The organism is Sinorhizobium sp. CCBAU 05631 (genome assembly GCF_002288505.1).
In the GTDB taxonomy this organism is placed as follows: Bacteria; Pseudomonadota; Alphaproteobacteria; order Rhizobiales; family Rhizobiaceae; genus Sinorhizobium; species Sinorhizobium fredii_C.
In genome coordinates, this window is the sequence record NZ_CP023063.1 from 3,116,321 (window position 1) to 3,129,865 (window position 13,545).

General features: G+C 63.5%; 12 protein-coding genes. 8 read left to right on the top strand and 4 right to left on the bottom strand.

The annotated features are described in order from the left end of the window. The first annotated feature begins 35 nt into the window (after positions 1–35). The 3 genes from SS05631_RS31905 to SS05631_RS31915 are packed head-to-tail and all read left to right on the top strand — an operon-like array spanning position 36 to position 1,648. A complete protein-coding gene (locus SS05631_RS31905; RefSeq protein ID WP_244412183.1) occupies positions 36–677 on the top strand; it encodes an MFS transporter in 642 nt (213 codons plus the stop codon). Further along, entirely contained in the window at positions 674–1,207 is a 534-nt protein-coding gene (locus tag SS05631_RS31910) for a hypothetical protein (protein WP_244412185.1), read from the top strand. Before SS05631_RS31905 ends, SS05631_RS31910 begins: the two co-directional genes overlap by 4 nt. A gap of 15 nt (positions 1,208–1,222) precedes the next feature. Next, positions 1,223–1,648, top strand: coding sequence for a hypothetical protein (locus SS05631_RS31915; protein WP_245369157.1), 426 nt, complete (start codon positions 1,223–1,225; stop codon positions 1,646–1,648). Positions 1,649–1,653: 5 nt separating this feature from the next. On the opposite strand, the gene SS05631_RS31920 is transcribed toward SS05631_RS31915, so the two are convergent. Next, entirely contained in the window at positions 1,654–1,959 is a 306-nt protein-coding gene (locus SS05631_RS31920) for a hypothetical protein (RefSeq protein WP_234819792.1), read from the bottom strand. Positions 1,960–2,959: 1,000 nt separating this feature from the next. Next, on the bottom strand, positions 2,960–4,753 hold the full coding sequence (locus SS05631_RS15325) for a diguanylate cyclase (RefSeq protein ID WP_083854103.1): 1,794 nt from the start codon (positions 4,751–4,753) through the stop codon (positions 2,960–2,962). 197 nt (positions 4,754–4,950) lie between these two features. Here SS05631_RS15325 and SS05631_RS15330 point away from each other — a divergent pair, with 197 nt between their 5' ends. The 3 genes from SS05631_RS15330 to SS05631_RS15340 all read left to right on the top strand — a co-directional run bounded on the left by SS05631_RS15330 (position 4,951) and on the right by SS05631_RS15340 (position 7,956). Then, positions 4,951–5,943, top strand: a complete 993-nt coding sequence (locus SS05631_RS15330) for an SPFH domain-containing protein (RefSeq protein ID WP_086022757.1) — start codon at positions 4,951–4,953, stop codon at positions 5,941–5,943. Between the two features lie 10 nt (positions 5,944–5,953). After that, the gene (locus SS05631_RS15335) at positions 5,954–6,409 is read left to right on the top strand and encodes an NfeD family protein (RefSeq protein WP_037420252.1); all 456 of its coding nucleotides are present in this window, start codon (positions 5,954–5,956) and stop codon (positions 6,407–6,409) included. Positions 6,410–6,513: 104 nt separating this feature from the next. Further along, positions 6,514–7,956, top strand: a complete 1,443-nt coding sequence (locus SS05631_RS15340) for an outer membrane beta-barrel protein (protein ID WP_037420253.1) — start codon at positions 6,514–6,516, stop codon at positions 7,954–7,956. 88 nt (positions 7,957–8,044) lie between these two features. Here the strand turns inward: SS05631_RS15340 and galU are convergent, their stop codons facing one another. Then, a complete protein-coding gene (galU, locus tag SS05631_RS15345; protein WP_037420256.1) occupies positions 8,045–8,932 on the bottom strand; it encodes a UTP--glucose-1-phosphate uridylyltransferase GalU in 888 nt (295 codons plus the stop codon). 302 nt (positions 8,933–9,234) lie between these two features. Between galU and SS05631_RS15350 the strand changes: the two genes are divergently transcribed. Both SS05631_RS15350 and SS05631_RS15355 read left to right on the top strand, forming a co-directional pair. Next, the gene (locus tag SS05631_RS15350; protein WP_037420258.1) at positions 9,235–10,452 is read left to right on the top strand and encodes a lytic murein transglycosylase; all 1,218 of its coding nucleotides are present in this window, start codon (positions 9,235–9,237) and stop codon (positions 10,450–10,452) included. Positions 10,453–10,564: 112 nt separating this feature from the next. Further along, complete coding sequence (locus tag SS05631_RS15355) at positions 10,565–11,830, top strand: GDSL-type esterase/lipase family protein (protein ID WP_037420261.1); 1,266 nt, start codon at positions 10,565–10,567, stop codon at positions 11,828–11,830. 200 nt (positions 11,831–12,030) lie between these two features. Here the strand turns inward: SS05631_RS15355 and SS05631_RS15360 are convergent, their stop codons facing one another. Next, positions 12,031–13,488 (bottom strand): glutamate synthase subunit beta, encoded by a 1,458-nt coding sequence (locus SS05631_RS15360; RefSeq protein ID WP_037420264.1) that lies wholly within the window; start codon positions 13,486–13,488, stop codon positions 12,031–12,033. Positions 13,489–13,545: the final 57 nt, after the last annotated feature.

The following is a 13,545-nucleotide window of genomic DNA, read 5'->3' on the forward strand; positions in this document are numbered from 1 at the left end:
CTGAAGAAATCGCCAGGTCCAAAGGGGGACTATCTATGGCCGCGACGACATCCGCCCAGCAGGAACTTGCGGAAGAGCGAGCCTCCTGGATTCCCATGGTCGCGATTGCATTCGGCCAGGCGATCATGTCTTTCAATGTGGCGTCCTTGCCCGTCGCGCTTGGCGGCATGGTCGAAAGTTTCCAGGTTGCACCGACGGTGGTAGCCACCGGCATCGTTGCCTACTCGATGATCGTCGCGGGCTTTGTCATGCTGGGTGCAAAGCTCGTACAGCGGTTCGGTGCGCTGCGCGTCTTCCGGCTGGCTGTCATTGTGTTTGGATTGGCGCAGGTTCTCATGACCTTCAGCCCAAACGCGACGGCCATGATCACTGCGCAGGCGCTGTGCGGTACCGCCGGCGCCGTCATCGTTCCCGCCCTCATCGCCTTGATCGCCGAAAACTACCACGGCACCCAGCAGGCGACGGCCTTGGGCGCATTGGCATCGGCCCGGGCAGGCGCCGGCGTGCTGGCACTCCTGATCGGCGGCGTGCTCGGCACCTATATCGGCTGGCGGCCGGTCTTCGGAATCCTGATCGCCGTCTCGGCGCTCGTCCTGCTGCTGAGCTTCCGGCTCAAGCCAGATCACGGTCGCCCTGAGGTGCGGATCGACTTCCTCGGCGTGCTGCTTGCCGCATGATTCTAATCAGCTTCGGCTTCAACAATCTGAACGGTTGGGGACTTGCTCTGGCTCGGCCGACTGCACCGTTCAACGTGCTTGGCCTGTCGCCGGCACCGATCCTGATGCTCATCGGCATCGTGCTCGGCCAGGGATTTCTGCTGTGGACGCGGCGCCGCGAGACGGCCAATCGCACCCCTCTTCTGCCGCTCGCCGTGCTGGATTCACCACAGGAGCGCGCGGCCGTCTTCGCCATGCTTTCCGTGGTCGCGCTCGAGGCCGCCCTCAACTTTTCGGTGCCGCTCTACATCCAGATCGTACAAGGTCGTTCGCCGCTCGCTACCGCCGTCGCCATGCTGCCGTTCAATCTGACAGTGTTCTTCGCTGCCATGCTGATCGTCCGTTTCTACGGCAGGGTCACGCCACGACAGATCGGCCGTTTGGGGTTTGGGCTCTGTGCCGTAGCGCTCATCTGGCTCGCCTTTGTCGTGCGCAACGACTGGAGTTCCATTCCCGTGCTCTTCGGACTGGTGCTCTTCGGCATCGGCTAGGGGTCGCTCGTAACCTTGCTGTTCAATGTCCTGGTCACGTCCTCGCCCAAGGAACTGGCTGGCGACGTCGGTTCGCTCCGGGGGACGGCAAACAACCTTGCCGCCGCCGTCGGCACTGCCGTCGCCGGTGCCTTGCTTGTCGGTCTGCTGAGTTCGGCGGTCATGCGCCAGCTTGCGGAAAACCCCACGCTGCCGATCGAGATCCAGTCGCAGGTGAACCTCGACAGCATCACCTTTGTCAGCAACGAACGACTCGGGAGCATAGTCTCGGCCACCACCGCGACGCCCGAGCAGAAGGCCGAGGCGCTTCGCATCAACACAGAGGCGAGGCTGCGGGCTCTCAAGCTCGGCTTCCTGATGATGGCCGGGCTCGCTCTCCTGACGATCCTGCCGGCCGGCAAGCTGCCCAACTATCGGCCGGGCGAGATCCCCGAGGGCTGAAGGCGCTACAGCGCGTTCTTACGAACCCGGCCGTCTTTCATGACGACGGCCACGTTTTTCTCCGGATCTTCGATGAGGCGGATGTCCTCGAGCGGATTGCCATTGAGAACCAGGATATCGGCGAGCGCGCCTTCCTGTATGACGCCGAGCTTGCCCGGAAAAGGCGTGCGAAGATTGGAGAGCGCCAGCAGTTCCGCATTGACCGATGTCGCCATACGGCGCGTTTCGGCGTTGGTGTACCAGCGGCTGAGATGGGTGAGCATGATGCCCTGGCGCCGCGTCACTTCAGGGGAGAACAGCACATCCGACACCCATGCCGCCTTGATCCCGTGCTTACGAACGTTCCGGCAAAGACCTGCTGCATGCGTTCGGCCGATGGCCGTGCCTGCGGGGCGATATCCTTCGTCGACAGGAAAGGCTGGGTGCTGAGTCCTTGTCGGCCATGAGCCTTGCCGTCCTCGTCCATCAGATGCGTATGCTCGATGCAGCGCACTTCCGCCGCGATCGCCCGCTGGACGGTGTTCGGGGCATAGGCATGGACAGTGACGTAGGTGTTCCAGTCCGGGGCAACGTCAATCGCCGCACGGAGTTCCTCCTCGCCGAAGGCGCGGACCCGGTATCACGCCGCTGTCGATCGCCTGCTTGAAAGAGAAGACGGGACTGCCCAGGTCACGGACGGCGGTAAAGCCGCGCAGGAGTGTCCGTTCCGCTTCGGCCGTGGAGGCGGAGAACACGAAGCCTGGATCGCAAGTCGCTATGACCGTCAAGGGAACTGCGGCATACAGCGTGTGCAGTGCGCATCGATCATGCCCGGCATCAGAACGCGATCGCCGCAATCGATCACGGTCGCGTCGAACGGCGGAGCCCTGTTCGTCGCATCTGTTGCCCTCGATCAGGACCTGAACCCCGGCCCGCAAAGGTTGGACTTGCCATCGAACAACCGGATTTTGCTCAAGAGAACCTTGGAGGCGGGTCCCTGGGCGAAGGATGGCCCAGGCATTATCCCGGTGGCGGCCGCGGCACCCGCACAAGCAAGAAAGCTCCTGCGGGAAAATTCTTCCAAGCGGCGCGATGCTTGCTGTAAAACGGGGCTGAAGCAGCCGCAGCCAGTGCCGTGCACGAGGTGTTGATACTTGGTACCCACCCGAATCATGACGCCGCTCCGGTTTCACGTCATCAGAAGACCATGGCCAGACTTTCGTTGGGTGAGCGGAATATCCAATACCGCGTGTATGCGCACGCATGATACGCGCCGCATCAGATCCTGATCGTTGAGCCGGAAAGCCTTGCCGCTGGCTCCGAGGTCTGCGCCTAGCCTGCCAGCAGGCGGCCCGGCTCGGCCTGCAGGATATGCCCGATTGCCGAGGCTATGCCGATGCTTGCCGTGACAGATCCAAACTCGCTTTGCGCATGGACGACTTTCTCCTCGCCGAGCAGACCGGCGAATTTCTCGGCAACGATGGCGGCCGCCTTGTCGTCGGTGTCCGGCAGCAGCACGACAAATTCCTCGCCACCGTAACGGGCGACGATATCCGCCGGCCGTTGCGCGGAATTCAGAAGGCACTTGCTGACAAGACGCAGGCACTGATCGCCGGCCGGATGTCCGTAAGTATCGTTGTAAGCCTTGAAGCGATCGATATCGATCATCAGGAGGCTGAGCGGCGTATTGATCCTGGCGCATCTCGCCGCCTCGCGCACGAAGGCTTCATCGAAGGCGCGGCGGTTGACAAGGCCGGTCAAGCCGTCCGTCTCCGCCAGGTTCTTCAACTGCTCGGCCGAAAGCCTGAGTGCCATTTCGGCCTGTTTCATGACGGTGATGTCCGAGACGACCACCATCGCGGTCCCGCCGGGCGCAAGCCTTGTCCTGATGCTGTGCCAGTCGCCGTTCTGATGCTGAACCTCTTCGTCCTTGTTGCAGTGCAACGTGGAAGTCGCCTCACTGATCCATTCATCCACGGATTCGTAAGGCACGTTGAGCCGCTCTCGGGTTTCGGCGACGCAGCGGACAATGTCGCTGATATGCGCACCGATCACCCGGGCTCTGCCCGACAGCGGAAAAGCGCTGCGGTATTGCTCGTTGCAGAAGAGGAGATAGCCATCCCTGTCGAACATCGCGAAGCCGTCGGACATCCCCGCCATCGCATGGGAGAGCAGGTTCTTGCTTTCCCTGAGTTCCCGCTCGAGCGCGGTGCGTTCGGTAATGTCCCGGGTTACGCCCGCCAGCCCGATCACCCGTCCCTCCCTGTCGCGGAGAGGCACCTTGGAGGCGAGCAGGTCGCGGCCCTCGATGTGTTCGAGGGAATCGATAAGGGGCACGCCCGTGCGCATCACCTCCTGCTCGCGATGGTAAAGCTCCTCGGCGAGCCGTCGCGGATGGAGATCGAAATCCGACAAACCCACCATCTCGGCCGTCGTCCTCATACGGTAGAGGCGGATCATGTTCTCGTTGACGGTGATGAAGCGGCTGTCCCTGTCCTTCACGTAGAGATAGTCGGGCGATTGCGAGAACGCCGTCTCGAGCATTCTGCGCTCGAGTTCCAGGTGCTGGGTCGTCAGCACGATGAAACCGCAAACAATGGTCGCAGCGCAATTCATCGCCGCCATGGGCAGACCCATTGTCGCCAAAGCATGGCTCTTCGACAGAGTGGGCAGCACCGCCATCAGCACGACCAGCAGGATTCCGACCGCCGCGCCGAGCACGACGACATGCAGAAGGGTCGGCGATCTCTTCTTCATCAACGGATTGACGCTAAGGCCCATGCCCGTGACGGCGATGATCGCCACCACGCCATCGGGTGCGGCGACACCGCCGAGCGCGATCCGGAAAATAGCCGCCAGGGTTGCGCCGATGGCCGCCGCGAGCGGACCGCCGAACATACCGGCCAGTGCCAGCGGTGCGTAGCGCAGGTCCATATGGATGCCGGAACTGAATTCCACGGCCAGCAGGATCGAGCCGATAGAGGCGATGCCGGCCATCAGCCCGAACAGGATTTTCTCGTGTCCGGCAAACCGCCGGCGGAGCCAGATCGACAGATGCGCCCAGATCGAAATCGACAGGCTTACAAATGCAAGGTTGCCAACAAACTGCCCCCAAATGCCATTCATCGCGCTGCGTTCGGCCTTTCATCACCTGTAGAAGACCGACCTTAAACGACAACTGGTTTGAGCTTTATTAAGTTCGAACCGGCACCGGGCAGTAGCAAACGCAGAAAGATACTTTCGCTTGAATTATTCCCGCGAATCGCCACGTCATAGGCCGGGCAGCACTCCAGGTCTGGAGCTGCAAAGAGGGAGGATTGTCCTTGGGCGGCTTGGATTATGCGGTCATTGCGCTCGTCGTTCTCGTTTTCCTGACGCTTTTCGCCGGGATCAAGACGGTTCCACAGGGTTACCGTTACACGATCGAGCGCTTCGGACGATATATCAAGACCCTCGATCCCGGTCTGAATTTCATCATCCCCTACTTCGATCGCATCGGCGCGAAGATGAATGTGATGGAGCAGGTGCTCGACGTTCCGACCCAGGAGGTCATCACCAAGGACAATGCCAGCGTATCGGCCGATGCGGTCGCCTTTTATCAGGTGCTGAACCCCGCCCAGGCCGCCTATCAGGTCGCCAATCTTGAAAACGCCCTCCTCAACCTGACGATGACCAATATCCGCTCGGTCATGGGCTCGATGGATCTCGACGAGCTGCTTTCCAACCGCGACACGATCAACGACCGGCTGCTGCGCGTCGTCGACGAGGCGGCCAATCCCTGGGGCATGAAGATCACTCGCGTCGAGATCAAGGATATCGCCCCGCCGACCGACCTCGTCGAGGCGATGGCCCGGCAGATGAAGGCGGAGCGCGAGAAGCGCGCGCAGGTGCTCGAGGCGGAAGGCGCCAGGAACGCGCAGATCCTGCGCGCCGAAGGCGCCAAGCAATCGGCGATCCTCGAGGCGGAGGGGCAGCGGGAAGCTGCCTATCGCGAGGCGGAAGCGCGCGAGCGCCTGGCGGAAGCGGAAGCCAAGGCGACCCGCATGGTCTCCGAAGCGATCGCCGCCGGCGACGTGCAGGCGATCAACTATTTCGTCGCGCAGAAGTACACGGAAGCCCTGGCTTCGATCGGCACCGCCAACAACCAGAAGATCGTCCTGATGCCGATGGAAGCCTCCTCGCTGATCGGTTCGCTCGGCGGCATCGGCGCGATCGCCCGCGAAGTCTTCGGCGACGGGCAGCCGCCCGCTCCTTCTCGCCCGCGCCAGTCGACGCCGCGCACCGGCCCGGCGCCGGGCCCCGCCGAGAACGCGTGAGGATCGGTCGATGATCGAGCGCATCGCCTTCGAGCTCGGCCCCTGGAACTGGTGGGTCCTGGGCCTCCTGCTGCTGGCGGCGGAAGTGATCTTGCCGGGCGTGTTCCTCGTCTGGATCGCGCTTGCGGCGCTTTTGACCGGCGTCCTGTCGCTCCTCCTGTGGGACACGGCCTTGTGGGTCTGGGAGGTGCAGCTCGTCACCTTCTCGCTGCTCGCGCTCGTCTCCGTGGTGATCGGGCGGCGCTTCGTCGTCTCCTCGTCGGAAAGCGACGAGCCCCTCCTCAACAGGCGAGGCGAAAGCCTCGTCGGCCGCACGGCCGTGCTCGAGCAGCCGATTGCCGAAGGCCGCGGCCGCGTCCGCCTCGACGATACGACCTGGCTGGTCGAAGGACCGGATCTGCCCGCCGGCACCCGCGTGCGCATCGTCGCAAGCAGCGGCCGCCAGTTGACCGTCGAGCAAGCCTGAAACCCTCGCATCTTCATGGCTGATTTCGCTTCAGAAACGATTGCTTAACCACGTGCCTTTACGATTGCGAAACGATTGCAATCAGGTTTGCGGACAAACGGCAGATGGCGCCCAGGTTTTCACGCTCGATCACGGCGGGCGCCTCGCTTGCGAGAAAGCGGGCCTGGCTGTCGGCGGGCTGTGCGCTTCTTTTCGCCCACACGGCGACCGCGCAAAGCCTTGATGCGCCGCAAGCCGCAACCACCGCAGTCACTGGCAGCACGATTGAGACCGGTGCCTCCCCGGCGGCCACCGATCCCCAGACGACCGGCGCCGTCGCCAGTTCCGATCTGCCCCCGGCCTTGGACGAGGATTTCAACCGCCTCAACCGGCGCGAGGAAACGACCGACGGGCTGCGCATGCGCATCGATCCGGAAGCCGGCCAGGCGCCGGGCATCCGCATCGGCAGCTTCGTCCTGAAGCCGGCGCTCAGCGAAACGTTCAATCACGAGCGGCAGAAGAATGGCAGCGCCAGCCAGAGCCGGACCTTTCTCGAGACGGGCCTAAAGGGCACGCTCACATCCGACTGGGCGCGCCACCAGCTGAGCGTCACCGGCGAAGGCGTCCTGCAGGACAATATATCGGGCGAAGGCGAAGAAGAGCCGCGCGCCGACGTCGATGCGGAACTGCGCCTCGACTTGAGCGACGAAACGACGGCCAAGTTAAGCGCCGGCTACAGTTTCGAGCGCGAGGACGCCAACGATCCGAACGCTATCGCCAATGCCGTGGAGCAATCGGCGGTCAACACCTACCGGCTGGGCGCTGCCGTCGAGCGCGACCTCGGCCTCGTCCGCGGTTCCCTCGGCCTCGACTTCGAGCGCCAGACCTATGGCGATGTCGAGCTCGACAACGGCACGACGGTGTCGCAGGAGGACCGCAACCGCAATACCGGCACGCTTACCGGGCGGCTCGGCTACGAGCTGTCGCCGGCCCTCATTCCCTTTCTCGAAGCCTCGGTCGGCAAATCCATCTACGATCTCAGGCGGGACACGCTCGGCTTCGAGCGTTCCTACATGAGCTATGCCGGCCGCGCCGGTATGGAGGTGGACCTCGGCGAGAAGCTCAACGGCGAACTCGCGCTCGGCTATGAGACGTTTCGGCTCGACGACGACCGGCTGGGCGACTTGGGCGGCCTGTCGGTCGACGGGCGGGTCAACTGGTCGCCCAAGCGCGGCACCGACGTGCTCTTCGGGCTCCTGACCTATCTCGATCCGTCCACGACAGCGGGCAATCCGGGATCGATCAACTATGAGCTGACGAATATCATCACCCACCAGCTGCGTTCGTCACTGGTGGCGACATTGTCGAACAGCCTGACATTGCGCGATTTCCCCTCGGATGCCGCCGCCTCCGACGAGGCCACCTGGCGGACCGGCGCGGGTCTCACTTGGGACATGAGCCGCTATCTGGCGCTCACCGGCGATGTCAGCTACGAGCGCACCAACAGGGATATCGGCCCCTCGAGCGATACGACACGCGTCGGCGTCGGCCTGACGCTGCGGCGCTGAAGCAAGCGGATTCCGCTTCAAAGAGAAAGGCCGCGCCAGAGGGACGCGGCCAGTCTCCGTCGTTCAAATCCGCTCGAAGCGCAAGCGATCACTTCAATCCATGCAACAGCGTCTTGAGCGGCCCTTCGACGATCGGGCGGATGTCGGCGCGCTCGAGCGCGAAGGCAACGTTTGCGAGGATGAAGCCGTCCTTCGCACCGCAGTCGAAAGTCTCGCCGCGGAAATGATAGGCGGCGAAGGGCTGCGCGCCGGAAAGCTTCACCATGCCGTCGGTCAGCTGGATCTCGTTGCCGGCGCCGCGTTCCTGGCGCTCGAGAATCGGGAAGATTTCCGGCTGCAGGATATAGCGGCCGTTGATGAAGAAGTTGGACGGGGCCGTTCCGGGCGCCGGTTTCTCGACCATCTTGGTGATCTTGAAGCCGTCGCCGACCCGGTCGCCGACGCCGACGATCCCGTATTTGTGCGCCTGGTCGGGGGCGCATTCCTCGACGGCGATGACATTGCCGCCGCTGTGCTCGTAGAGCTCGACCATGCCCTTGAGGCAGCCCTTCTCGCCCTTCATGATCATGTCGGGAAGAAGCAGCGCAAAGGGCTCGTTGCCGACGAGATCGCGCGCGCACCACACGGCATGGCCGAGCCCGAGCGGCGCCTGCTGGCGGGTGAAGCTCGTCGTGCCGGCCTTCGGCAGCATGGCTTCGAGCAGCTCGATTTCCGCCTTCTTGTTGCGCTCCCGGAGCGTCTGGTCGAGTTCGACCTGGATGTCGAAATAATCCTCGATGACCGCCTTGCTGCGACCGGTCACGAAGATCAGATGCTCGATCCCTGCCTCCAGCGCCTCGTCGACGACATACTGGATGACCGGCTTGTCCACGACCGTCAGCATTTCCTTCGGCACTGCCTTGGTGGCGGGAAGGAAACGCGTTCCCAGGCCTGCGACCGGGAAAACGGCTTTGCGAACTTTACGCTTGTCGGTCATGAACACCTCCTTGGAGTGGACCTCACTCTAGCCTGAAACAGGCGAATTGAATCGGTTTTAGTCGTCATTTGCCATTTTTTGCGAAGGAAGACGACTCGGCAATTTCATGGTAAAGACTTTGTTGACTTCGTTTCTGTAGGCTTCTCCACTGACCCGAAACGGCTGCTGCCGTTCGGCCTCACGAAGGACCGCATGCTGCCCCACACGCGGCGCGCTTGCGGGGAAGATTCGCAAAACCCGGAGTAATCCGTCCGGCATGAACGCTGGCTGAATGCTCCGCCGAGAAACGGAACCGACAGCAGATGATCAGAAACCGCAGGACGTTCTTCCGACATATCGCCGCCGCTCTCGTCGCCGCCGCCGCGCTGGGTTCATCGCCGGCGCGGGCGGATCAAGGTTTTCAGAACTGGATCAACAACTTCTACGCAACGGCCGCCAAGAGCGGCATCAGCCAGGCGACCTACCGCAAAGCTTTCGCCGGCGTGATGACGCCCGACCCGGCCGTCATCGAGAAAGCCAACTACCAGCCCGAATTCAAGCACAAGATTTGGGAATATATTGACTCGCGTGTCAATCCTTACACCAGGCGCATAGGCCAGGAGATGGCGGCCAAGCACGCGCGCACGCTCGACTCGCTCGAGCGGCATTTCGGCGTCGACCGCACCATCCTGCTGGCGATCTGGTCGATGGAGTCGAATTATGGCGCCGTCCTGCAGAAGGACGACCGGCTGCACTATGTGCCGCGCGCGCTCGCAACGCTTGCCTATGCCGACCCGAAGCGCGCCAAATTCGCCAGGACCCAGCTGATCGCGGCCTTGAAGATCCTGCAGAGCGGCGACATCACCCCGCGCGAGCTCACCGGCTCCTGGGCGGGCGCCATGGGGCATACGCAATTCATCCCGACCAGCTACCTGCTCTACGCGGTCGACGCCGACGGCAACGGCCATCGCGACATCTGGAATTCGGTTCCCGATGCGCTGGCGACGGCTGCCAACCTCTTGAAGAAGAACGGCTGGCAGCCGGGCGAGACCTGGGGTTACGAGGTCGTGGCGCCGGCCAATGCGGCCAAATATTCTGGCCAGACGAAGACGCTCGGCCAATGGGCCGCGCTCGGCTTCCTTCGCCCGAACGGCAAGGGGTTCCGCAACTCGAAAACCCGCGCCGAACTCAAGCTGCCGGGCGGCGGCGGCGGTCCGGGCTTCCTGATGACGCGCAACTTCTTCGTGATCAAGCGTTACAACGCCTCCGATTCCTATGCGCTCGGCGTCGGGCTTCTCGCCGACCAGATCGCCGGCTATGCCGGCATGCAGCAGCGCTGGCCGCGGCCCGACGGTTCGCTCGACATCAGCGAGAAGTTCGAACTGCAGAACCGGCTCAAGGAACTTGGCTATTACGATGGCGAGGTGGACGGCAATTTCGGCTCGGGCTCGAAAGCCGCGATCCAGGCCTTCCAGACGCAGAACGGCCTGACGCCGGACGGCGAGCCGACGCAGAACCTGCTGCGCGCCCTGCGCCGCTAAACGCTCGCCACGACCTTCCTGGATCACGGCGATTTGCGATCATTCGGTCCCAAATCGCTGTGATTTGGCGTATGGTTGAGAGCGCGCCTGCCATTCGACGGTGATTGTAACCATGTTTAGAACCAGAGATGCCGGGAAAGGGTCGCTTCTCCTGCGTTTGACGCCGGTCTTCCTGGCTGCGGCTGCGATGCTGGTCACCGGCTTCCTTGCCAGCATGGCCGAGGCGCAAGAGCCCGTCCCGCGTCGCACTTTTTTCCAACGGCTCTTCGGCGGCTTCGCGCCACAGCGGCGAACTTATTATCAGGATCAGAGCGCCTATCCGCCGCAACCGCGGCCGCGTCGCATACAGAGGCGGCGGCAGCAGCCGGCCGAGCAGCAGCGGCCGCGCCAGCAGCGCGCCAAGCCGCGCGTCGTGGACGCCCCCCCGCCCGCTCCGGTCGTCGAGAAGTCGCCGGACGCGAAAAAGGTCCTGGTCGTCGGCGACTTCGTTGCCGGAAGTCTTGGCGACGGCCTGAAGACTGCCTTCGAGATGACGCCAGGCGTCGTGGTGGAGACGCGCGCCAACGGCTCGTCCGGCCTCGTCCGGGACGACTACTTCGATTTGCCGGAGAACCTGCCGGGCTATGTCGCCGAACTCAAGCCCTCGGTCATCGTCGTCAGTCTTGGCGCCAATGATCGCCAGATGATGCGGATCGGCGAAACCAAGGAGGCGTTCCGCAGCGACCTGTGGATGGCGGAATACCGCAAGCGCGTCAACGCGCTCGCCGCGCTGGCTCGAAAGGACAATCTGCCGCTTCTCTGGGTCGGCATGCCGCCATTCCAGTCGACCGCCATGACCGCCGACATGGTCACCTTCAACGGCATCTATCGCGAGGAGGCGGAGAAGGTCGGCGGACAGTTCATCGACATCTGGGACGGCTTCGTCGACGAAGGCGGCAAGTTCGTTCTGACCGGCTCCGACATCAACGGCCAGCAGGTCCGCCTGCGCGGCTCCGACGGCATCAACCTGACCAAGGCGGGCAAGCGCAAGCTTGCCTTCTATGTCGAGAAGGACATCCGCAAGCTTCTCGGCGAGGCAGCCGCGGACGCGGACGTGCCGGGTGCCGGGGAACTCAAGGATCTTGTGGTTACCGCCCCGCTTGCCAACGAGGATATCGTCAAGACGCCGCCGATCAGCGTCACCGATCCGGCGCTCGACGGCGCCACAGCCCTTCTCGGAGCGGGCGCGCCTGAGAAGGGCACCGGAAAGAGCCCGAGAGATCTGCTCGTGGAAAAGGGCGAGGTACCCACCGCCCCAGTCGGCCGCATCGACGATTTCCGGCTGGCAAAGCCCGCAACGGTGATCAGCAATCCGCTGTTGCGGAATGCACAGCCATAGATTCTTTGCCCCTCATCCGCCTGCCGGCACCTTCTCCCCGCAGGCGGGGCGAAGGACGCGCGCCACATCGCCTTTGTCCCTTCGCCGGAAGCGGGGCGGAGGAGAACCGTCGCGCCGTCCAGTCCCCTCTCCCCGCGCGTGGGGAGAGGCTTAGTCCTCGGGTTAAACCCGAGGAGAGGGGCACAAGGAAGGCAATGCCTTTACCTCGGCAGCACCGTCGATCCCATCAGCGCCTCGTCGATCGCCCGGGCCGCCTGCCGGCCTTCGCGGATCGCCCAGACGACGAGCGATTGGCCGCGGCGGACGTCGCCGGCTGTCCAGAGCTTGTCGACCGAGGTCCTGTAGTCCCGCTCGTTGGCCACGACGTTGGTCGAACCGCGCCGGTCGGTGTTCAGCGACAGCCTGTCGCCGAGGTCCTTGAGCACGCTGGTCGTGAACGGGCCGCGGAAGCCGATGGCGATGAAGGCGAGGTCCGCCTTGATGATGAACTCGGTACCGGCAATCGGCTTGCGCCGATCGTCCACCTGGCAGCACTTGACGCCCGTCAGGTTGCCGTCCTCGTCGCCGATGAATTCGAGCGTGGCGACCTGGAACTCGCGAACGGCACCCTCGGCCTGGCTCGATGAGGTGCGCATCTTCGTTGCCCAGAACGGCCAGACAGCGAGCTTGTCTTCCTTCTCCGGCGGCTGCGGGCGGATGTCGAGCTGCGTCACCTTGACGGCACCCTGGCGGAAGGCCGTGCCGACGCAGTCGGACGCCGTGTCACCGCCGCCGACGACCACCACATGCTTGCCGCCGGCGAGGATAGGCTCGGACGGCCAGCCGACGCTGTCGATGTTCTCGCGGCCGACGCGGCGGTTCTGCTGCACCAGATAGGGCATGGCGTCGTGCACGCCGATGAACTCGACGCCCGGGATCCCAGCATCGCGCGGCGTTTCGGAGCCGCCGCAATAGAGCACCGCGTCGTGGTCGTCGATGAGCGTTTGGACAGCCAGGTCGACGCCGACATTGATGCCGCAGTGGAAGGTCACGCCTTCGCCCTTCATCTGTTCGACGCGGCGATCGATGAAGTTCTTCTCCATCTTGAAGTCCGGAATGCCGTAGCGCAGCAGCCCGCCGGGCTTCGATTCGCGCTCGTAGACATGAACCTCGTGGCCGGCGCGGGCAAGCTGCTGCGCAGCCGCCATGCCGGCCGGTCCAGAACCGATGATCGCGACCTTCTTGCCGGTCTTGGTAACGGCCGGCTGCGGCACGATGTAGCCCATCTCATAGGCTTTGTCGGCGATCGCCTGCTCGACCGTCTTGATCGCCACCGGCACGTCCTCGAGGTTCAGCGTGCAGGCTTCCTCGCAGGGCGCCGGGCAGACGCGGCCGGTAAATTCCGGGAAGTTGTTGGTCGAATGCAGGTTGCGGATCGCCTCGTCCCAGTTGCCGTTATAGACGAGGTCGTTCCAGTCCGGGATCTGGTTGTGTACCGGACACCCGGTCGGCCCATGGCAGTAAGGGATGCCGCAGTCCATGCAGCGAGCGGCCTGCTTCTGCACTTCCTGGTCGGACATCGGAATGGTGAATTCACGAAAATGGCGGATGCGGTCGGACGCCGGCTGGTACTTCGCCACCTGCCGGTCGATCTCGAGAAATCCAGTAACCTTGCCCATCTTACGATCCTGATATCTTCAAATCTGCACAGGCGCCCATGAGGCGCGTGGTGGCGG

Bases quoted from the DNA above. Each gene is read 5' to 3' on its own strand.
- SS05631_RS15355 (WP_037420261.1), top strand. From the start codon at position 10,565: ATGTTTAGAACCAGAGATGCCGGGAAAGGGTCGCTTCTCCTGCGTTTG.
- galU (WP_037420256.1), bottom strand. From the start codon at position 8,932: ATGACCGACAAGCGTAAAGTTCGCAAAGCCGTTTTCCCGGTCGCAGGC.
- SS05631_RS15340 (WP_037420253.1), top strand. From the start codon at position 6,514: ATGGCGCCCAGGTTTTCACGCTCGATCACGGCGGGCGCCTCGCTTGCG.
- SS05631_RS15325 (WP_083854103.1), bottom strand. From the start codon at position 4,753: ATGAATGGCATTTGGGGGCAGTTTGTTGGCAACCTTGCATTTGTAAGC.
- SS05631_RS15335 (WP_037420252.1), top strand. From the start codon at position 5,954: ATGATCGAGCGCATCGCCTTCGAGCTCGGCCCCTGGAACTGGTGGGTC.
- SS05631_RS31910 (WP_244412185.1), top strand. From the start codon at position 674: ATGATTCTAATCAGCTTCGGCTTCAACAATCTGAACGGTTGGGGACTT.
- SS05631_RS31905 (WP_244412183.1), top strand. From the start codon at position 36: ATGGCCGCGACGACATCCGCCCAGCAGGAACTTGCGGAAGAGCGAGCC.
- SS05631_RS15360 (WP_037420264.1), bottom strand. From the start codon at position 13,488: ATGGGCAAGGTTACTGGATTTCTCGAGATCGACCGGCAGGTGGCGAAG.
- SS05631_RS15350 (WP_037420258.1), top strand. From the start codon at position 9,235: ATGATCAGAAACCGCAGGACGTTCTTCCGACATATCGCCGCCGCTCTC.